The sequence below is a fragment of the Streptomyces zhihengii genome (genome assembly GCF_016919245.1).
GTDB classification, from domain to species: Bacteria; Actinomycetota; Actinomycetes; order Streptomycetales; family Streptomycetaceae; genus Streptomyces; species Streptomyces zhihengii.
In genome coordinates this window covers 112,507-132,813 of sequence record NZ_JAFEJA010000003.1, presented here as the reverse complement: position 1 = coordinate 132,813, position 20,307 = coordinate 112,507, and the positions used below count along the sequence as shown (strand labels likewise).

Annotated in this window: 11 protein-coding genes; 2 read left to right on the top strand and 9 right to left on the bottom strand. The window is 64.5% G+C overall.

Features of this window, described 5'->3' with window-relative positions; genetic code table 11:
• Window positions 1–698: 698 nt before the first annotated feature.
• The 7 genes from JE024_RS38680 to JE024_RS42490 all read right to left on the bottom strand — a co-directional run bounded on the left by JE024_RS38680 (window position 699) and on the right by JE024_RS42490 (window position 13,578).
• On the bottom strand, window positions 699–2,987 hold the full coding sequence (locus tag JE024_RS38680) for a hypothetical protein (protein WP_205378669.1): 2,289 nt from the start codon (window positions 2,985–2,987) through the stop codon (window positions 699–701).
• Between the two features lie 400 nt (window positions 2,988–3,387).
• The gene (locus JE024_RS38675) at window positions 3,388–3,855 is read right to left on the bottom strand and encodes a hypothetical protein (RefSeq protein WP_244883690.1); all 468 of its coding nucleotides are present in this window, start codon (window positions 3,853–3,855) and stop codon (window positions 3,388–3,390) included.
• 334 nt (window positions 3,856–4,189) lie between these two features.
• On the bottom strand, window positions 4,190–4,693 hold the full coding sequence (locus tag JE024_RS38670; protein WP_244883688.1) for a hypothetical protein: 504 nt from the start codon (window positions 4,691–4,693) through the stop codon (window positions 4,190–4,192).
• Window positions 4,694–5,240: 547 nt separating this feature from the next.
• The gene (locus JE024_RS38665; RefSeq protein WP_205378667.1) at window positions 5,241–6,125 is read right to left on the bottom strand and encodes a ParA family protein; all 885 of its coding nucleotides are present in this window, start codon (window positions 6,123–6,125) and stop codon (window positions 5,241–5,243) included.
• Between the two features lie 587 nt (window positions 6,126–6,712).
• Entirely contained in the window at window positions 6,713–8,050 is a 1,338-nt protein-coding gene (locus tag JE024_RS38660) for an IS4 family transposase (RefSeq protein WP_205376374.1), read from the bottom strand.
• Window positions 8,051–9,189: 1,139 nt separating this feature from the next.
• Complete coding sequence (locus JE024_RS38655) at window positions 9,190–9,864, bottom strand: hypothetical protein (protein WP_205378666.1); 675 nt, start codon at window positions 9,862–9,864, stop codon at window positions 9,190–9,192.
• A 3,036-nt stretch (window positions 9,865–12,900) separates the two neighbouring features.
• Window positions 12,901–13,578, bottom strand: coding sequence for a transposase (locus tag JE024_RS42490; protein ID WP_372449924.1), 678 nt, complete (start codon window positions 13,576–13,578; stop codon window positions 12,901–12,903).
• A gap of 1,007 nt (window positions 13,579–14,585) precedes the next feature.
• Here JE024_RS42490 and JE024_RS38645 point away from each other — a divergent pair.
• A complete protein-coding gene (locus JE024_RS38645; protein WP_205378664.1) occupies window positions 14,586–15,830 on the top strand; it encodes a ParA family protein in 1,245 nt (414 codons plus the stop codon).
• Entirely contained in the window at window positions 15,827–16,999 is a 1,173-nt protein-coding gene (locus JE024_RS38640; RefSeq protein ID WP_205378663.1) for a ParB/RepB/Spo0J family partition protein, read from the top strand. The genes JE024_RS38645 and JE024_RS38640 overlap by 4 nt, the downstream gene beginning before the upstream one ends.
• Window positions 17,000–17,603: 604 nt before the next feature.
• Here JE024_RS38640 and JE024_RS38635 read toward each other — a convergent pair.
• Both JE024_RS38635 and JE024_RS38630 read right to left on the bottom strand, forming a co-directional pair.
• Window positions 17,604–18,257, bottom strand: coding sequence for a hypothetical protein (locus tag JE024_RS38635; RefSeq protein ID WP_205378662.1), 654 nt, complete (start codon window positions 18,255–18,257; stop codon window positions 17,604–17,606).
• A 317-nt stretch (window positions 18,258–18,574) separates the two neighbouring features.
• Window positions 18,575–19,930 carry an IS4 family transposase gene (locus JE024_RS38630; RefSeq protein WP_280521544.1) on the bottom strand — a complete coding sequence of 452 codons (1,356 nt, stop codon included), beginning with the start codon at window positions 19,928–19,930 and terminating at the stop codon, window positions 18,575–18,577.
• Window positions 19,931–20,307 lie beyond the last annotated feature (377 nt).

Genomic DNA, 20,307 nt, shown 5'->3' with positions numbered 1-20,307 from the left:
GCAGCCTCGCTTCGACGAGTGGAAGAATGAGGTCTGCCCGTAAGCGGGGATGATCCGGTACGCGGGGCCCAGCAAGCCGCCTTATCCCTTCTCCCCACATCCGCGGGGATGCACCGGCCCTGGGCTCCACCCTGGACGACAACGGAAGGGTCCCTGCGCGGGCGGGGGTGACGCGGGGAAGTAGATGAAAACGCTCCGAATCTACTCAAGAGCATGAGACAGCCTGGCCGTCCGAGGCCTGTCACGAAGTCAGCCCCGCATGACGGCGGGGAACACCGAACGATGACGTTGGTGGGCCGAGTCGGCCCGGCACTCCGCGGCCCTGGCTAGGGGCATCCCCTCAAGGGGAGCACCATCCTAGGATGCCATCGCGCGGCACGCGCCGGACCATCCCCGCATGTGCAGGGAACATACGCAATGCAGTGTCCACGGCAACCGCCCTTGGGACCATCCCCGCGCGAGACGGGGAGGCTGCAATACAAGCCAATCTCACTGAAGATCTGCGGACCAAGCTGCGCCGCCGAGACGGCCGGCCGCCTTGTTGACCCGTACGGTCAGGCACCCCACAGGAGCCGCAAGCATAAGCCCCCGTCATAGTGGAGCGCGGGCCCTCCGTTCAACATGAGCGGGCGCCATCGTCACGTTGAACGACCCTGCCGAGGAGCCCACGTCTGAGACCGGCCAGGCTGGCTCTTCGTTCACGCCGCTTGACCTGCAATGGCCCGCAATCGCTCTGCCCACGTCGGTGAGCCGCTCCTACGGGCAGAGAGCTGAGCGCCAGGGACCCTCTCACGGATATCGCGTACCTCACGGATAAGGTCGTCGAGGAGTTGATGCGCTGAGCGTTCTACTGCCGTGCGCGTGACCCCGTCCCGGTCTGCAGAAGGAGACAGCGCGGTAGCAAGGCGTTCGGCTTCGGTCAAAATGATCGACGAGTGAGCGCGCAGACTTGCGTGTGCGGCACTCCGCCGGGTCCGCACCAGCTGTTCGGCACGCTCGAACCGGGCGTAGGCGGTGGTGATTGCGTCCTTGGAGCTGCAGGTCGGCTTGATGTCACCGACGATCCGCCAGGTGTCCCGCTCTACCAGAGCCGACAGGTCCTTAAGGCTGAGAGGGTTGTCAAGGTCCGCTCGCATGGCGAGAGTGATGTCAACTGCGTCGCTGACAAGGCGACGGATGGACACCTGCAATGTGCAGACTGCGCAGCGGGCGTCCGCTGAGGGCTCTGCACACACACTGCACGGACGCTCCCGCTGCAACGCGGCAGCAGCTTCAAAGTCTGCGCGAGCTGCCTTCACACGTGCATCGAAAGCTGCGCGAGCGACCATGCGTTGCTGCGTGCGAGCCGACTCCCACGCAGCGCGTTGAGCGGCGGCAAGGCGCAGTTCGTCTTCGTAACGTGCCCGTTGAACGGCTGTGACGCAGTGGCTGTTTTCCCCGGAAACACGCAGAGCAATACTCCGACGCCAGGCACGACGCTCTTCGAGGGCTACCGCGCAGCTGGAACACGATGTGCCGGTGTCCAGACGCAGCCCGTCGTCACAGAGCGCCGACCAGCACTGGGGTCGTTGCGGAAGCGCGCGATGCCGGAGCCAGCTGACTGGGTCCCGCACCACACGGCCTTCCTCCCGGTCCAGGCGGCGCCGAAGCCGCCTCGCCAGCATCGCCCTCGCGCTAGCATCGTCCGCGACCAGGGCGCGCAGGACAGTGATTGCATTCCGGACATCGGTCATCAGCATGTGCGCGGTTGACACTCTGCCGACCTGATCCCAAACCGTGGTGATGGGAGCCAAGACCTGTTCCAGATCTGCCGGGATCCGCACCTTGCCGATCGATCCGACCGTCGGTGTTGTGCGCTTGTCCCCGCGAAGCGGGCTCGTCGCCGAGGATTCTGTCGGGCGAGCCTCGCGTGGGCACCCGCGTGACCGCATCGGGCTCCAACTGACCACGGCGGAGCCGGAAAAGCACGAATCACCATCTGCAGTGTTGGCTACTTGAGTAACCACCGGAGGGTGGTCAGTGTGATGGTCTGCAGAATCGCGGAGGCGTTGGCCGTCGAGGTTCGGGCTTGTGACCTGCAGTGACCTGTTGTCGACGCTGACCTGATCCCGAAATGCAGCAGCTGAGTCCGCGTGCCACTGGGCCAAGAGGTCATCGAAACTCTCCTGCGCCCACCCTTCACCTTCCGTAGGCACCACTTCATCGCTGCCGGCAGGTTCGGTGCCTGTGCTCTGGCAACGCGGACAGTCCTGCGGTGGTGGATCCGGCGGAGCAGACTCGGGGCATTCGGAGGCAGCACTGGAGCGCGCCCGGCCATACGCCGCAGTGATCAGTGGGATGGATAGCCGTGTGCGCTCTGCGTCGACCGTGACGATGCCATCGGAGGCCAGGCGGCCGATTACCGTACTGGCCGTGGGAAGAGAGGAGCCGAGGAGTCTCGCGAGCGTGGCATCCGCGCGTCCGAACCCCTCGGCCACACGACCGGGCCGCATGCGCACACGTCCGTCCTGGCGAGAGGCCAAGACCAGTAGCAGCGCCGCAAGTCGGTCGGCCGCAGCATCGCGGCCGCGGCGCTGCGCCATGAACCCTGGAAGTGTCACTGCCTTGCCCGGCGGAGCCCATCCCGGGCACAGCACGGCTTCAGCCAGGTACAGCAGCGTCGCGAGGTCGCGTTGAGATAGGAGTGCGAGAGGGTGGGTCCTTCCCGTCGCACGGGCCTCTTGCAGAGGCAGCAGATTGATCGCTACGGCCGCCGTGCCGGCAGAGGTTCGCTCCGGCTGGCTCACCGCTACTCCGAGGCTCTTGAGCCCCGGCAAGACGGTATGCCCGACATGCGAAACCGAACACCCGAGCCATCCACTCAGGTCCCGGTACAGCGTCCTGATGGTCGATGATGTGGCGGGCGCCTTCGCCAGCAGAACGACGGCGGCCAGTCGTACCGACGCGGAAGCGTCGCGGAGTCGCTCGTCCTGCAGCAGACTCTGCACGGCAGTGGAAAGTGCAGTGCGGCGTGACCGTGTCAGCAGGAGCGGCTCCCCCACGGACCGCGGTTCACGTGCACGAACACCGCTGGGTGAGACGGACAGTTTGAGACATGACGATGACGATTCAGGCCCGGCTTCTAGGGCGCCAGCGGGCACAACTGAGCCGAGCCTCTGACTGGTAGCTATGATGTGCTCCTGTCGAGGTGGTACGAGAGAAACCCTCATTGCCATCCGGCTCACCTGGGAGAGGGAAGGCCGGAAGCGCGACGGTGTTCATTTAGGGATGTGGGTGACTGTCACCTCCTCGTCAACAGGTCGGGCCCGGGATTCCCACATCCCGGGCCCGACCGCTATGTCGTCCGTCTCGTGGCCCCGAGGAGACCACGCGACGGACGACCCGAAGTCAGGCGGCCGGCTTCGAGCCAGCGCCGCGTCGGCGGCGTGATGCGAGAGCGGTTATGGCATTTGGCAGGTCGGCGATCCACATGCCGACGGGAATGCGAAAGGCGACGCGCCCGCCGAGGGTCTTCAGGTCGAAGGCGGCCCGGTCGGCCGGAGTGGTCACAAGGTGCACACTGTCCTCGAGCACCCACAGTGCCGTCTCCGGTGTCGTGCTCGAGTCCGACGCCGCCTGACGAGCGGCCTCGACGGCGGATTGTTGCCACAACTCCAGGTCCTGTCGCGCGCTGCGGGGCCGGCGTGTTCCAGGCCAGACGATCTGCGACACGAATGCGTAGACGCGTAGTGCGACGACCTCTTCTTCGAAGTGCGGTTCATGCAGGACGCCTTGGTCCCTGGCCTTCCAAGCCCAGGACTCGCTGAGCCCGGCCGCGGCCGCCACAGCGCTCGTGCTAAGCGTCTCGGATTCCATCGCCACTCGACTCCTGATACTCCGATGATCGTCAGCGACAGACTAGCCGAAGTGGGACGTCCTTTTCTCGCGACACTAGAGGAACCGGCGTGTCGCTCTCCAGGGTCGAACGCCTTGACCATGGTGTTTTCACGAGAGGTTGCATTCTCGCGGCATTCTGACGGTCGAACGGCTCTAGTGTCACAGGTGCGGTGGGCTTGCGGGACGAGTGGATCGTTAGAGTGTTCGTTAGACACGTCGCAAGAGATAGCGTTGCATTCTTAGTTGCAACACCCGGTCATGAAGAAGGGGCCGACGACAGCAGAAGTCATCGGCCCCATCTCACATTCACACGCTAGCTGCGCTGCCGATCCGGCCGCCGCAGAGGGCCCTCGGCAGCGAGCGACGCCAGCAACCGTTCGATGGCGGCCGACACCACGTACGTACCGCGCCGCCCGAAATCAGCCTCCTGCAACGCCAACTTGAGCGTACTCATCAACAGATACGCCGACTCCCCCACCCGATAGTTCGACGGCTGGGTCCGCTCCTGGTCCCACAGCTGCTTCGCTTCGAACGCGGCCGCCATCTCGATCTGATCCTCGACAGCCTTCGGCAAGTGCCGCAAAGCAGCATCGACATAGTGCCCCAGAGCCAGGCCCGAATTCCCCGTCGAACGCCGGTCAGCGTTGAGGCGCTCCTTCAGATTTCCCAGAACCTCCGGAGAGATCCGAAAACCATGAGACTTCCACCGTGCCGACCGCAGCTTGGCGTCAGCGAAGCTCTCATGGATGGCATGGTGGGCCCAGACCTGCTGAGCATCCACCCCCTCCATTGCCGAGCCAGCCTCGGGCACAGTCACTACGCCAGCACCGTCGGACCTCGCTGGCGCAGACGCTTCCTGCCCTCCCCCGGGGCTCGCGCCGTCCCGCTCGTCAGGTAGTGCCGGCGCCGCCAACTCCCGGCGGACAGCTGCCGTCGGTTCCGGATGCTGCAAGGCCCCGTCTGACGTCTCGGACTTAACGACCGGCGATGAAAGTGCCTCCGCTCGGACCGGGCGGGGCCTGCCGACCACCTGCCGGCCTACCTGAGTATCCGCCTCAGACCGCTTCGGGATGCCGGCGACCACAGGCTCCACAGTGAGGGACGCTTGAGGAGCCGTATCAGCTTCGCCCGCAGCAGCGACCTGTGCGGTGAGTCCGTCAGGGACCACCGGCACCTGTGTGGGCTCTGGAACCACGCCCAGCGTCCCGTCGGGGTTCGCTCCGCCCGCTCCGAGAAAGGAGCGGTCAGCTACATCGCTGGCACCGGCGATTAGGTTCTGCACCAACGCCGAGCCACCCGGCTTGAAATGGGCGGGCGCCCGCTTCTTCCTCTTCGGCCGCTGCTGCCCGGCCGCCGCCTCATCTTCAGGCACCGACAGCCTCGCTCTCGATACGCTCAGGCAGCTCCCACTTCTCTACAGGCTGCTCCATGCGTGCAAGAATCTGCGACATGAGCTCGCCATACATCTTGCCAGGCGTGTGACTGGCAAAGCGGAGCACAGAGGGCACCCCGTACGCGAACGAGTCACTGATGCGGTTGTCACTGCGAACATCCGTCAGGAATGGCGCGAGGTTGGCGTCAAGCATTCCATTGCGGATGTTGACTTCCTGGGCCTTCCACCTCGACGGAGGACTCGACCTGTTGAGGACCGCCCCCAGATACTGCGGGTCGCACTCTTCTCCCGTGCGCTCCTTGACGTAGCTGACCGTGCCGCGGGTGGCAGCTGCACCCTTCAAGGCAGGGTACTCAGGGATGCATACAGTGATGACGTAATCGGCAGCGGCCAGCGCCGTAGCGGAGAGAGAGGACACAGCCGGCGGAGTGTCGATCACAACGAAGTCAAACAGCTGCTCCAACTCGAGCAGTATCCGTCGCAACGTGGGGGTGGACTGATACCCCTTCTTGTGAATCAGGTCCTGAGCAGCTGTCATAGTGGACTCTTCACAAGCCAGCAAGTGCAGGCTGCCAGCGTCTTCGAACTCAGCAAGCAGTTCGCTGCGGTCGAACCAGACTGAACTCAAATCCATCCGCATTCCCTGGAGCCGGGCCTGCAGCACCCACCCGAGGGAGCGAGCCAACTGCTCCTCCCCCGCAAGGTTCACGCCCAGTGCGGTGCCTGCTTGCGCCTGGGGGTCGAGGTCGACGACCAGCACTCGGGCTCCCGCAAGTGCGAGCCCCGCGCCGAGGTTGACGGTCGTGCTGGTCTTGCCGACCCCTCCCTTCTGCGTCGCTACGGCGATGACTCTCATCGCTGGCCCTGCCTCTCTGCGTCAATCGTGCGTATGTGTAGCTGTCACCAGAGTCAGAACGAGTGGTCGAAGGCCTTCTGGCCCTGAGTAGACGCCCATTTGCCCTGATTGAGCGGTTGCTTCCACCGTCCGCCGTAGCTTCTGCTTCTAGTGACACGGGATCGTTTGCTCGACATTAACAGGTATGAGGCAGCGTGCACCCTTGACTCGCTGCAGTAAGAGGCTTGTAGCAGCTACCTCCACACTCAGGTGCTCCCCCTGGGCCGACCGATGGCCCGGGGTGCTCACCCTGCCGTCTCCCGGCAGTAGTTGAGTGGACCGCAGCTGGGTCCAGCCGAGAGCATCCCGTCGCCCGTTTAGTTCCGCCGCATCGCATCGGGCCTGCAGAGGCACAGTGAGATCCGGGGACCGGGCTGCACTTTGGGTCGTATCGGCATCACGGGAGCAGGCGGACTGGCAACCCCCCAGTTCCCGGTCGTGGTGCACATGCAAGGAGACCACGCGCGCGGCAGGGAGAGTGCGTCTCCTTCCTCGCTCACGGCAGAGCTAGGTCCAATGCCGTGTAGTTAGGGGTGCCGTGGGCGGTGTCAAGGGGCGGGCGTCAGGATGTGGACGCTGATCGTGGCCCTGTAGGTGGTGCGGTCGACGGTGCCTCTTGCGTTGTATCTCGAGATGGCCCGTTTCACGACGCGTGGACGGGTGCGGACACGGCGGTCGGGCATGAGGGCGGCCAGGATTCGGCGGCCTATGGTGCCGACGAGGTCGATCACGGCGCCACTGAACACGCCTGCGGCCTGGATGACCAGATCGCGGGCGGTGTTCAGGGCGATGGAGAAACTCGCCCGGTCGGGGTCGGTCCCGGGCCGGCTGGCGGTGGCGTCCGCCATCGCCAGCCGCAGGACCTGGTAGGTGACCAGCACTGCGAAGACTTCCTGGGCGACACCGGCGGGAGTGCGGGCACGAAGGACCCGACCGCCGAGGATCGTCGACTTGATCTCCAGATAGGTGGTCTCGATTTCCCACCGCTCGTGATACAGCCCGATCAGATCGCCGGCGGGGTGGGTGAAGGGGTCGGTCAGGGTTGTGACCAGCCGGTATGCGCCGGTGCGTCGTCCCTGTGATGTGCTGATGGTGATCTCGCAGCAGACAACACGGACCGGAACGGGTCCGATCCGGGAGAGCCAGGAGCCGTCGGGGAAGCGTCGCAGGACCGGCAGTCTGCGGTTCTCCTTCACCCGGACCAGGACGTGTGCGCTCCTCAAGGTGACTGCTTCGATCAGGGCCTGGACGGCGAAGTTCCGGTCCAGCAGGACGATCATGTCTTCCCGCAGGCTTCGGACCAGGCGTGGAGCGTAGGTGGTCTCACCGTCGGTGGCCGGACCGAATACCGCGTCCATGACGGTTCGGGTTCCGCAGGCGACCAGGATCAGAAGCCGCAGTGAGGGGTATCCCGCGCCGCCATTGTTGCAGCGGTGCCTGGTGAACTCGGCCTGGTTCGCGGGGCTGTCCGGCACTGCCATCAACGTGCCGTCGATGGCGCAGACGAGCAGTCCGTGCCACCGCGTTCCGGCGATCCCGAGTCCCGCGGCCGGTCCACGAAGCAAGTCGAACAGGTGACGCAACGGTCGGGTCCCGAGCCTCTTGCGGGCCTGGGCCAGCGCGCCGGCCGTGGGAGTCGCCGTCGGCAGTCCGTCCAGGCCGGCCGTCAGCCGCTGCCACACCTGCTGCCATCCGAGCCCCGGGAACAATGCCCCGCCCAGCAGCAGATACACCACCACGCGCGAGGGAAGGTCCCGTATCCGCTGCTGGGTTCTGCCGGTATCTGCCAACACCTCATCGACCATCTCGAACGGGACAATCCGTGTCAGCTCGCCGAGATGGCCGGGGGCAAACGCCCCTGCCGCAACCGCTACTTCACGAGAAATGACAGACTTGGCGGCCAACGGAGCTCCTGCTGAACAGTGATCTTGGTCGACACGGTTCTAGCAGGAGCTCCGTCACTTCATCAGCCTGCTTGACAAGCAGCCCAGAGCCCTAACTACACGGCATTGGAGCTAGGTCGCCTGCACGTCCGCGTGCTCGATGCCTGATAGGTGAAGCCGTTCCCTAGAGCACTGGTTACGTTGACCGATGCACAGTCACCAAGTAGGCACGACACGATGATAGGCCGTCAGTTGCAGAAAAGGATCGCCAAGCCGCTTCAGCGAGTCACAGTCCTATCCATAGAGAAAAAGCAATGTGGTTTGTGTCATTCGTAGCTACATACGGACCTGTAGCGTCACACGGCTCGACAGTCGCATACGTATCTGGATGGATCGCTCCCCCGCGAGCTAGTGCCCACGTCGCAACCCAAGAATCATAGATCGCTCGAAGCATAGATTTATTTATAGTTCGTTTCACGAGCACATGAATCGTGGCACGAGACGTTGCTCATTAAGTTGTTTTTCTAGTTGCATCAGTACGTGCATGGTTCGATGCTTACTTCGTCATGGCATTTGATGCAGCTAACACAACATTCATCGTTGCACCCAGGGCTTCCTGAACCGCTCCCCGAGACCCACGGAACGCAGGCCGACGCGCCGGGCTCCCTGAACTTGAGAGGCAACGAAAAGTGCAACGATCCGTGCAACGAAATTCGTGGTGGTGCAGTGACGCTGGCAGACGGTAACGGGAAGAAACGGCCCCACTCAGGCATGAGCGCCACGCGCCGGCCTGCCGACTTCTAGCAACAGCCGCCAGCATCGACAGAATCCTGCGAACTAATACATGCCGCATCCGCAGGCCCCAACGAGCACAGACACCGGACGCTCAACGGCAAGGCTGGTGTGAGATGCGTTTCCGGCCCTCGCTGCGGCTGCCCTTCTCACGTGCACGCCGCGTACAAAGCGATCCCCGCATACGCGAGGAGCGGGCCTGCTGCCCTTGCCATTGTCGGCACCACCGTCAGGTGGTGCCGATCCCGGGGGAGCAGCCTGGAAGGCCGATAGAAATCTACTCGGCCGATGTCCGCTTCTCAGACAGACCTACGCCAGCGCGTAGCCCGCATCCACGGCAATCTCCCGACCTAACCTTCAGTGGCATAGCCCGCATCAGGGCCAGCCGGCGAGTCAGCTCTCATGCCTTGGCTGCGGAGCGCAGTCCTCTCAGCCCTACGCTGCAGTTCTCGCTTGACACGCTCACACCACAGCCTCAGTGGCGCAGGAGGAGTCACTCCGTCAAGTGGCATGCGGAACGTGTCATCGATGCCCTCGTGGCCCCTGCCAGCGGCCTGATTCGCCTCGTAGTGTGTCACCAGCCTCCCAAGCTCGGGGATGGTCTCACGCAGAAGCTCGGCCCATTCAGGTGTGAGGAAGCGGTGATTGGCTACGTACCGGCCGTCCTGACGAGCTGTCGTCACGTACAGAATGTAGCCGTCCGTAGACCAGTAGTACCTGACGTCCGACGCCGAGCCTGACCGCTGACGCTGCAACACATCTCCGTGCGCGCCTCCGCCTTGCTCATGTATCAACCAGGAGCGCACACGCTGAGCATCCTGGTATTCGTCTTCGGTGAGCTGGACGCCGAACTCCCAAAGCCTGGGCAACATCTCCAACTGGGCAGCTTGCAGCAGGAGCCGGTCTCGGAGACTCACATCACCTCGACGCTCAGCGGCCCCTGCATCATGCTTGCAGTTCTCAAGACACCTCTCTTGATCGAATCGCAAAATGCTGGCCCAGTCAGGATCTTTCTCGTCGGCCATGGCCGCCCTCTCCGGCTCGGTCGGTCCGAGCCCAACCCAATATCGGTTCCCGGCAGCCTGATCCTCTCCCCCAGAGGGCCAGCGCGACGGATAGTTAACGATTGCAGCCGTATTTGGCCTGTATAACGCGCAAAGTGCCTCGGGCGTCTCCCCAAGACCAACCACCTATCAGTCAGGGCGATCTATGCCAAGCCCTCCGTGGCCGCTGGCGCGACGGCCATGCGCCTGCCGCCACCAAGACATCGCTGTCCGAGTGGCTGCGGGGAAGTACATCCTCTTAGAACACACAGACTCAGGCTTACGCTCGCCAGCCGTCAAACCTGTCGTTCCTTGGTTGGGTGTCATTTTGACGTAATGACACCCAACCAACCCCTAGCTTGTTGGCTGACAGGGCGCCTTGCGGCTGGCGCTCACCACGCAATCTGGAAGGCACCCACCACGTGTGTGACGCACGGGACATCGGTGCGCATCGCGCACGGCGGCGTATGCCTCGTCCTCTCACCGCTGAGATGCTCGCCAGGCGCGTAGGCGTGTCCATCCCGGATCGCAGAGACCAGCGGACCAAATGCCAACGGGAGACAATCTGCGCGAATGCTGACCAAGAGCGACAGCGAGAGCCGCCGCCGCAAGGACAGAGATGGCCTATCCATCAGTTCGGTCACAACTCGCGAAAGGGGAGGGCTGCGTCCTGCGCAACACGGCCTCTCATTCAATCGGGCTCTGGCCTCGTACGCGAGTAAGTCAGGCTACGAGTCAATGCGTGGTGACTCATCGCAGGTCCGGGCGGCCAGCCAGGGAGGGGGCATACTCCGCCCAGTCAACCTGCTCAACCGCCGGTTCCCACCAGCACCTCGCAGAATTCGGCAAGGTCGCTAACTCCATCCGCCAGCGCGTCAGAAGCGTGGATGGCTACCGCCATGCCGCGCCTTCACGCTGGGCCCTGTGAGACTACGAGACCTACCGGAACCAAGGCATCAACTCACACCTGAAGACATGTCCCACTTCAGGTTCTGTGCACGCTGCAGGGCCGTCGTATTGCTCGACCTACTGCATGTGCCTGACAAGAACGACCCGTCCAGCCAGCACTCAGCCATGGCCCAGGTGAGCACATCGGCATTATGCCGCGCCCAGGTGGTTCACGGCACGACTGCGTCCTGCGGCCTCGCCGTATCGCCGCCTCTCTTCGAACTGTTGGACACGCTCTGGTCTTGGTTGCACGCAGCGGCAGGCATCGGCTCGGATATCCGGCACCAGTGCCTCTTAGCGGAACTTCCGCTCTCGCAGCCCACCAAGTCAAGGTTGCACGTAGAACCTCCCGCACCTACCCCTCATCCCCACCGACCGGCAACCATGACATGCGCCAGCTAGCCGACGTCAGGTTCGTATTACGGCGTAATACTCACTCACGTAGCGAGGACATGGAGCTGATCGGTGATCCCCGACCCCCACTGCTCATACGGCACGGGTCCGCTATCGGCACCGCCTGACAAGCACCCAGCTGTCAAGCTCCTCGCGAATGATGCACGTAGGCAGGGGCAGAGGGTGACTTCGAGCTGCGACGCACGACGGCATGGCCGTCGTGGCGGTGATACCAACGAAGGAGTGGTCATTCACGGGATCGAGTGAGATTCCGACGCAGGCTTGCCACTCAGAGAGTGCGGAAGCAGTCGGCCCGGCCGGGAAGCCCGTGATGGCTAGTGCATCCACGAGAGCGGATGTCGATACTCGTCCCGAGCGGCGGGCTGCGGTCGGAGTTCGTGCCGAGGCAGAGATGGTCGGCAGCATGTCGACACGCAGACGTTGGGTCGCTTCCCAGATTCGAGGAGCAAGTCGACCTGGTCGACGTCTACCAATCCTGCAACCTGCCTGAGCTCGCGGCCAAGAGGACGAGGTGCTCGCATACGTCTGCCCCGACACAGCTTTCACCGGTGTCGCGATGCTCCTCGAGCCGATGCATCCCACACCGCGGAGCGCAGCTGGTCGGCTCGGCGTGGCTCTCCATTACGGCGTAATAGGGAGGAGCGCGCGCCCCGCCCGGTCTGTCGCCGATCCCGTAGCGGAGCTGTCAGCCCTAACACCAGGTGAGGCTGCCCATGCCCATCGAGTTGCCGCGCCATGGCGTCCTCATGGGTGGCCACGCCATCCCTCCACCGCCGCCGAATGACCCACGAACGAGTCTTCGAGTTCTGACTCGGCGAAGACTCCCGAGGCTCTTAGGCAGCACCAAGCGTGCCCGCATTGAAGCGAGGACCTGCACAAGTTGCACCTGCCGGCCCCCTCGGCGACCACTGGCAGGAACTGCCCTACTAGCGAGCGCTCAGGGAGCCCTGTACACAGGGATGCGAGCTCCTGAAGGCCACCAGCCGGAGTCGATGCTCGGAAGCTCATACAGTCTGCCGTTCCCCATCCGGTCCGACGACACGACCGGGGTTAGGAGGGGGTGAGCCCAAGCAACAGACGAGCGCTGCTCCCACCGCATTGGTATTACGGCGTAATAGTCGCCTGCTCGCCCTCCAGCCCTGGCGCACGCTGACCTGCGCTCGGTGAAGCAACTCAAGAATCCTCTGCGGCAGCGAGTGGCCACAGGAGGCTGGTACTCCAGAGGCAGTCACTTGCAGGGCGCCATCACTCATGGCAGCTGCGGGCAGATACGAGGCTCCACCTGTCTGCTTCGTTCGACATCTGAGCCGACTCGCAACCTTGGGTTCTCCGGACACCACGACGAGAGGCGCAATCGTCAGACGGTGCATCGTGGTCAGCGGCACGATCGCTGAGGTGCCCGATCATCTGCAGACCCAGCATCGCTATCTCGGTCGTAGCTGACTGCTGGCATGGGCTATGGGTGATGATGTGCCGACGTTCGACCTCCCGGCCGTGCTGGCCTTCGCTGCGGGAGAGCGTCGCACACGCCAGAGGCGGCCGCGGCCTCAGACACCCAGGCTGCAGCAGCGCGCAGCGCTGGTGCAGTGCTCGGAGTAGCACACCGGGTTTCATTACGACGTAATACGCGTCGCCGTCCTGACTGACACGTCTTTTTCAGCTCTCGGTAGTCATGCTCGATCCTCCAGCAGACCTTCGCGAGACGAGCCAGAACGCCGGGATGTCGGCGGGCAGGTTCGAGAGCCAGTACGTCACCGGTACCTCTCTGCCCTCGGGCCACTGCGCGATCAGCAGACCAGTGCAATCGTGCCGTCTACGGCTGGTTCCGGATGGCGCCCGGCGAGGCGGACTCACAGGTGGACGAAGCGCGAACTCATCGCTGCTTTCGAGTCCTTGCGGCAGGTCACGGTCCGCCGGTGGTGGCATCCGGCCGCCAGCAGAGGATCGCTCGCGTAAGGAGACCGGGCGGAGTGCGGTAGCGGGGCAGCGGGCGGGAGCCGAGAGCCCCGAGTATTCAGGCTGATGAGGCGCTGCTTTCTCTCCGTGGGTGATTATCTCGGTCTCGGCCTGCAGGACGTAGGCCATGCCTCGGTCCTCCAGGCCGTGGCAGAAGTCTGCGTTGGCATCGCATCCGCTGTTCAGGACCAGCACGGCGGTCCACAGCCCGTGGCCGGCCAGTTCGTTCAGCATGCCGAGAGCAAGCCGGGACTCGGCTGGGTGAGCCCCGGTCTCCGGCAAGCCCGGCGGCGGGTCTCGGTGCCTGTTCCTGCCCCACGACTGCGGGCAGGAACAGGCACCGGAACAGCGGACACGAAGCCGTGTCCGAGGCAGCATGGACACTGACACCAATCAGGCAGTCGCCGCCCCAGAGTCCGGAGTATTGCCGTGGTCGCACCTCTGCCACCGCCCACCAGTCCAGCCGCGCCTGGACGTCCATGACCTGCCAGGTCGAGGACGTCACGAACTGCTGCAACTGCTGATGGTCGGCACCGAGCCGATCGGCTGCGTCGACTTCCGCCGACCCTCCAACAGTAGTGGCGGGCAGGTGAAGGCACCCCTTCAAGCGCTGGTCCCACCGTGTCAGAGGCGCGCACCTCAGAAACGAACTCCTCCAGCCGCCCCCGCACCGCAGCCAGCTCCTCAGCCCTCATACAGCGGTCGACCCCGCAGACGCTCCTTGGGACAGAGACGCGTCGAGGCAACCGCTCTTCATGCAGGGCGAGAGCTGACAAGTGGCCGGCCCAGGCCAGGTCCTCTCGCTTGCTGAGGTAGGCATTCGATGGTGATCACGGTTGACAGCTGGCATCGGTATAAGGTCACCGGGCGCCCATAGCCGAAGTTCCCGTCGAACCACATCCTTTCGGCCGGTATCGGGCTCACATCTGTCGTCGGCGCTGGCGGAGTCGGCAGCCGGGCGGTGTTGTCAGGCTTCGCCGAGATGGACCAACTATTACGGCGTAATAATGCGCCTCTCGCGACGCTGGCTGCGGAGCCTAAGCTCCGGGTGCCGCTCTTGGCGAGGAGGGGCAGGAGCGAGAATCGTAGAAGATGTCGAACACTCGTCACCCGAGGCACACTTCGGCGCAGCGGCCGCGCAGTCGTGCCAAGGCGTATCTGGAGTCCCCAGCCGAACGCGCAGCCTCATGCGACGCCTTGCTGTGATCGACAGGTGGACGTGGAGAGCGGGACGGCGCTTGAGGTTCAGGTAGACCACCTGGGGCTGCCCTTCTTAGCGCATTCGTTGCGTACTTCGGGGTCAACCGCACCCTGAGCCTCCGCCACTAGCTACTTGGTAACGCGCCGATGCAGCTTTTGATCTCTGAGGTTAGTAAGGTGTCCCCATGACGTCGCCAACATCTGGGGACCGGGAGAAGGTTGTCTCCAAACTGCCCGGCCCCCTTCAGCAAGAACTCAAGATCCGCACCGCCCAGCGCGGCATCGACATCCAGCACGCCGTCGAAGAAGGCATCACCGCGTGGCGCGGTCTGGGAGCCAATCTCTCTCCCATCGACACAACGGGTGCCAAATCCTTCTCGACCTGGCTGCCTTACGGGCAATGGGAAGGCTTCCGCAGTGACTGCGCAGCCCGAGGTCTGTCCCTCGTCCAAGGGCTCGCACAATCCGTCTCCCTGTGGCTGGAGACGAACCCAGCCCCTGGCGTGCAGCGGCCCTCGGTCGTTAAGCGGATGATCGTCTGCAACCAAAAGGGTGGGGTGGGCAAGACCGCGATCACCGCTGGCGCCGGTCAGGCGTTGGCTGAAGACCCTGATCAGCTACACGCTGTCGGGGTGTCAAAGCACTTCGCCCACGCCCGCGCTGGCACCCACGATGCGACGGGGGAAGATGCCGCGCATGAGCAACTTCCTGGCCTTGGCCTGCGTGTGCTCCTCGTCGACTTCGACCCGCAGGGCCATCTCACCAAGCAGCTCGGCCACGAACTCCTGCCACTGGACGGTGACAGCCTCACCAAGCACATGGCGGGGGACTCCAAGGGCAAGCTGAAGGACCTCGTCGTCTGCGTCGACGACGACCGCTTCGGCGACCGCCTGCACCTCTTGCCCTCGTGCACTGACGCCTTTCTCCTTGACGTCAAGCTGTCCGGCGTACGGGCCCGTGAAGCCGCTCTCGAACGGGCGCTGATGCCGCTCGAAGAGGAATACGACGTCATCCTCATCGACTGCCCGCCGAGTCTCGGACTGAGCATGGACGCGGCCGTCTACTACGGCCGGCGTCGCGACGGCGAAGGTCCGGGGAACTCCGGCGTCCTGGTTGTCGTCCAGGCTGAGGACAGCTCAGCCGACGCCTACGGTCTCCTCACCGCACAGATCAGCGACCTCCGTGCGGACATGAACCTCGAGCTCGACTACCTCGGCATCGTCGTCAACCACTACGACGCCCGCCGCGGCTACATCGCCACCTCATCCCTCGACAGCTGGATGGCGATAAGGGACCCACGCGTCGTCGGCCTCATTGGAGACTTGAAGGAACAAAAGGAAGCCGTCCGTATGAAGCAGCCGCTTCTGGCATACGCTCCGCGTTGCACACAAGCAGTCGCCCTGCGTGCGCTGGCACGGGAGATCGTATGAGTAAGGCATCCAAGCTGGGGACGGGCGCGTCCTTCGCGCAGACGCAACCCGTCAGCGCCCGGCGCCAGGCCATCAACGCGGCGACAAACGCCCCCACCGACGGCGCCCCGCCGCCGGTAACGCTGCCCCTTAGCCTGATCAGTCTCAACCCAAGCAACCCCCGCACTGAGCTGGGTGACTTGTCTCAGCTGGCAGGCAGTCTGCGCGACCACGGGCAGAAGCAGGCCATTAGCATCATGTCCCGCTTCTCCTACCTGGAAGCTAACCCAGGCAAGGAAGACGAGCTCGAGGCCGGCACCAAGTACGTTGCCATCGACGGCAACTCACGCCTGGCAGCCGCCCGGGAAGCCGGACTCGCGGACATCAACGTCACCCTCAACGAAGACCTCGGCAGCAATCCCGACGAAGTCCTTGAATCAGCGCTTGTTGCCAACATTCACCGGCGCGACCTTGACCCGCTCGACGAGGCCCGCGCCCTGCAGCAACTCCTGTCCGTGCACGGCACCCAGGAGGCACTTGCCGCACGTCTGCACCGCTCGCAGGGGTGGGTCTCCCAGCGTCTTGCCCTCCTCGGCCTGACTCCGGAGCTTCAGGAGAAGCTGGCATCTGGAGAGGAGCCTGCGGATCTTCTGCGCCGAGTGGGAAACAAGAAGCCCGAGGAGCAGGAAGCGCACCTTGAGCGTCTCAAGAGCGAGAGGCAGCGGAAGGCGGCAGCACCGCCGCTCGCCGCCCCCTCTGCCCCGGCGCCGACCGCGCAGAACGGAGCTGAGACGCCTCCCGGTCCCCTGTCTCCTCCTGCGTCAGCGGCACAGAGTGATGGCCAAGCGGCGCCCTCGACCCGTCACGGTGTTCATTACGGCGTAATGACGGAGGTAGCCACTGGCGAGGAGGCAGCCCCCGCACCGGTAGCGGCGGACGAACCGGAGGCGGTTCACGTCCCAGAGCCCAGGCCTGAACCGTTGACCAAGCCTCAGATCAAGATGCCGTGGGACGACGGGGGAGCGGCCATGGAGATCGCCTTTGACAAGTTGACTCGCAGCGGTCAGCGTCAGGCCGCCCTATCCCGCTATGTCGAACTCGTCGGCGGTCCTGAGGCCTTCGTGGAGGATCTCAGGGCCGGAACAAGTAGGGAGTTCCGCCAGCAGTTGAGCGAACTACTGGGGGAGTAGCCCTGGTACGGCTCTGTGCCAGCTCCCCGGGAGTAGGTGCCCCCGGGGAGCTGGCCAGCGGATGCCCGCGCCGCCTGATGCGCATGTCGTGCGCCAGACGGCGCGGGCCCTCCGGCACATCGGCGCAGGTAGTCCCTCGACTGGCGGAGCCAGAGAGAGCCGTCGGATCGGCAGGTGAGTTCAGCTGACCATGTCTCCCGGCCCGCGGGACAGCATTGAGACGCGAACCAGGAGCCAGGACTGCTACGCACACCCATTTGCTTGGGATGTAGGTGTCATCCTCGCCTCAACGCAACAGCGTGGAGAACAGAACTCCTCCCGCACCGGTCCAGCACTTCGTCGACGTAGCCCTGGCCGGCGTGGGCAACTTTGAGGGTGGAGGGATGCTTGGCCGATGCCTTCGAGTCAGCGCTCCAAGGCCTGGTCGAGCCTTCCGACGTGTGGGCGGGCACGGGGAGACATCCGGTGCCGGGAACTGCTCCGAGTTCCCACGTCTCGGAATGTCCAGCCTCAGTGGGGCGATGCATGGTCACTGCACAACTGCCGCAACGACCGGCGAGGGCGGATCAGAGGGACTCTCCAGCCGGCTGTAGCGGCGGCGCGATCAGTCTCCGGTCACCGCGTAGACGGCGCTGTCCCCGGCCGCGTCCGACCTCCTCAGCAAACCCGTCATCTCCAGGTCTCGTAGGATCTGCCGCGCACGCCTGGCGGCCACCTGATGGCCAGCCGCCGAGAGGGTCGTCACGGCTCGCCGGGCGTCCCAGGCGCCAGCCTCGTTCGCACGGATCGCGCCCTCCAGGACTTCCGCCTGTGTCAATCGCCGCCTCACCCACTCCTCGTGCTCGTCCTCCACACTCGTGAGCGCGGCAAAGAAGACGGGCACCAGATCTTCGTCCATGGCGTAGCCCCCGACCTTGCCGAAGCCGGGGCCCTGTGGGGTAATGGGCGGCTGGATGCCCTCGGGCCACATTCCCCTCAGAGCGCCCCGCTGGAGGAGTCGCTTCAGTGCGGCCGAGTGACCGCGGAGGCTGGTGCTCTCGTCATCACGTAGATCCTCTGCGGCAACGTAGCCGTCACCGGCCACGGCGCCTGCAACGATCCGCCGGGCGCGCGTAGGTAGCGACCGGTAGTACGCCTGAGCCCGCTCAGCAGTCCACATCGCGTCCATCTCAACATGGACGGCATGCTCAGCGAGCAGCGCGAGTAGCTTCTCCTGGAACTCGGAACCCGGCTGATCGATGGTGACGGTGATGCGCACAGCGGCCCCGTTACATAGAACGTGAATAGAGTGACTCTTGATGTGGTGTCATTCTAGTAGCCGGAGTGCACTGCCGTCGCCCACCGATGTGACAGCGTGCTGCCCGCTGCGCAAGCGCAGATGGCATCAGCCCCCGCATGGGTGCGTTGCGCACTCACCCTGGCGGCAACCGGTGACGAAGCCCAACGCAGTTGCATCCAGACGGACATGCTCTCGGCCGGTTTCGGCAACGTCGCAGTCATCGCGGCACAGCCGGGGGCCAGCCGTCGTGCTGTCATAGGTGCAATGCCGTGTAGTTAGGGGTGCCGTGGGCGGTGTCAAGGGGCGGGCGTCAGGATGTGGACGCTGATCGTGGCCCTGTAGGTGGTGCGGTCGACGGTGCCTCTGGCGTTGTATCTCGAGATGGCCCGTTTCACGACGCGTGGACGGGTGCGGACACGGCGGTCGGGCATGAGGGCGGCCAGGATTCGGCGGCCTATGGTGCCGACGAGGTCGATCACGGCGCCACTGAACACGCCTGCGGCCTGGATGACCAGATCGCGGGCTGTGTTCAGGGCGATGGAGAAACTCGCCCGGTCGGGGTCGGTCCCGGGCCGGCTGGCGGTGGCGTCCGCCATCGCCAGCCGCAGGACCTGGTAGGTGACCAGCACTGCGAAGACTTCCTGGGCGACACCGGCGGGAGTGCGGGCACGAAGGACCCGACCGCCGAGGATCGTCGACTTGATCTCCAGATAGGTGGTCTCGATTTCCCACCGCTCGTGATACAGCCCGATCAGATCGCCGGCGGGGTGGGTGAAGGGGTCGGTCAGGGTTGTGACCAGCCGGTATGCGCCGGTGCGTCGTCCCTGTGATGTGCTGATGGTGATCTCGCAGCAGACAACACGGACCGGAACGGGTCCGATCCGGGAGAGCCAGGAGCCGTCGGGGAAGCGTCGCAGGACCGGCAGTCTGCGGTTCTCCTTCACCCGGACCAGGACGTGTGCGCTCCTCAAGGTGACTGCTTCGATCAGGGCCTGGACGGCGAAGTTCCGGTCCAGCAGGACGATCATGTCTTCCCGCAGGCTTCGGACCAGGCGTGGAGCGTAGGTGGTCTCACCGTCGGTGGCCGGACCGAATACCGCGTCCATGACGGTTCGGGTTCCGCAGGCGACCAGGATCAGAAGCCGCAGTGAGGGGTATCCCGCGCCGCCATTGTTGCAGCGGTGCCTGGTGAACTCGGCCTGGTTCGCGGGGCTGTCCGGCACTGCCATCAACGTGCCGTCGATGGCGCAGACGAGCAGTCCGTGCCACCGCGTTCCGGCGATCCCGAGTCCCGCGGCCGGTCCACGAAGCAAGTCGAACAGGTGACGCAACGGTCGGGTCCCGAGCCTCTTGCGGGCCTGGGCCAGCGCGCCGGCCGTGGGAGTCGCCGTCGGCAGTCCGTCCAGGCCGGCCGTCAGCCGCTGCCACACCTGCTGCCATCCGAGCCCCGGGAACAATGCCCCGCCCAGCAGCAGATACACCACCACGCGCGAGGGAAGGTCCCGTATCCGCTGCTGGGTTCTGCCGGTATCTGCCAACACCTCATCGACCATCTCGAACGGGACAATCCGTGTCAGCTCGCCGAGATGGCCGGGGGCAAACGCCCCTGCCGCAACCGCTACTTCACGAGAAATGACAGACTTGGCGGCCAACGGAGCTCCTGCTGAACAGTGATCTTGGTCGACACGGTTCTAGCAGGAGCTCCGTCACTTCATCAGCCTGCTTGACAAGCAGCCCAGAGCCCTAACTACACGGCATTGGTCATAGGTGGCCAGTGCCTCCTGACTAGGGATGGTCTGCGCACATGCCCGTCGTCTCGCTCCGGACATCGGTTCCACGACCGCTGGCGGGCCGGCGGTGCTTTCTATGCGATTCCACGGGATCTGAGGCATGGCGATATAGCCGATATGTAAGCTGGCCCGTGACTCGTGGCATCGCGTATTGGCCCCAAGGAGGGCAGTCTGCCTCCTGCGAGGTGACCCGGTTCAAGCGGTGCCATACTCAAGGGCTCGACTCCCGCGCAAACGCG

Excerpts from the sequence above, each read along its gene's own strand:
- JE024_RS38665 (WP_205378667.1), bottom strand. The coding sequence starts at position 6,125 with ATGAGAGTCATCGCCGTAGCGACGCAGAAGGGAGGGGTCGGCAAGACC.
- JE024_RS38655 (WP_205378666.1), bottom strand. The coding sequence starts at position 9,864 with ATGGCCGACGAGAAAGATCCTGACTGGGCCAGCATTTTGCGATTCGAT.
- JE024_RS38675 (WP_244883690.1), bottom strand. The coding sequence starts at position 3,855 with ATGGAATCCGAGACGCTTAGCACGAGCGCTGTGGCGGCCGCGGCCGGG.
- JE024_RS42490 (WP_372449924.1), bottom strand. The coding sequence starts at position 13,578 with ATGCTGCCTCGGACACGGCTTCGTGTCCGCTGTTCCGGTGCCTGTTCC.
- JE024_RS38645 (WP_205378664.1), top strand. The coding sequence starts at position 14,586 with ATGACGTCGCCAACATCTGGGGACCGGGAGAAGGTTGTCTCCAAACTG.
- JE024_RS38640 (WP_205378663.1), top strand. The coding sequence starts at position 15,827 with ATGAGTAAGGCATCCAAGCTGGGGACGGGCGCGTCCTTCGCGCAGACG.